The following is a 628-nucleotide window of genomic DNA, read 5'->3' as shown; positions in this document are numbered from 1 at the left end:
GCCGTTGGGGGTGAGCGGCAGCCGGTCGAGGACGGTGACGTGGGTGGGGACGAGGTGGTCGGGGAGGCGATCGGCGACGTACCGGCGGATCTCGTCCGGGGACGTTCCCTCGGCCGTCACCAGGTAGGCGGCAAGTCGTTCCTCGTGGACGGTGACGACGGCCTGGGTGACGGCGGGGTGGGTGAGCAGGGCGGTCTCGGTCTCGCCGGGTTCGACGCGGAAGCCGCGGATCTTGATCTGGTCGTCGGCCCGGCCCTCGTACACGAGGCGGCCTCCGGCGTCGAAGCGGGCGAGGTCACCGGTCCGATAGAGCCGCCCACCGGCGGGGCCGAAGGGGTCGGGCACGAACCTGGACGCCGTGAGGTCGGGGCGTCCGAGGTAGCCGTGGGCCAGGCCCTCCCCCGCGAGGTACAGCTCGCCGGTGACGCCGGGCGGGCACAGGTTCAGTCGGCCGTCGAGGACATAAGCGCCCTTGTTCATCAGTGGTGTCCCGATCGGGACGGCCGCCTGCGACCCTGCGGTGTCGTCGATGAGGTGGGTGGTGGTGAAGCCCATGGACTCGGCCGGCCCGTACCCGTTGACCACGGTGATCCCGGGCCGCTGCGCCTGCAGCTTCTGGACGTGGGCG

General features: G+C 72.0%; 1 protein-coding gene. It reads right to left on the bottom strand.

Annotation, left to right across the window (positions count from 1 at the left end; all coding sequences use genetic code 11):
* Positions 1–628, bottom strand: a 628-nt coding sequence (locus OO47_RS32985) for an AMP-binding protein (protein ID WP_033211205.1), incomplete at both ends; no start/stop codon positions are given.

Origin of the sequence: Streptomyces bikiniensis, assembly GCF_000716625.1 — a bacterium.
GTDB lineage: Bacteria > Actinomycetota > Actinomycetes > Streptomycetales > Streptomycetaceae > Streptomyces > Streptomyces bikiniensis.
The sequence above is the reverse complement of the archived record's forward strand: the minus strand, read 5'-3'. Positions and strand labels throughout refer to the sequence as shown.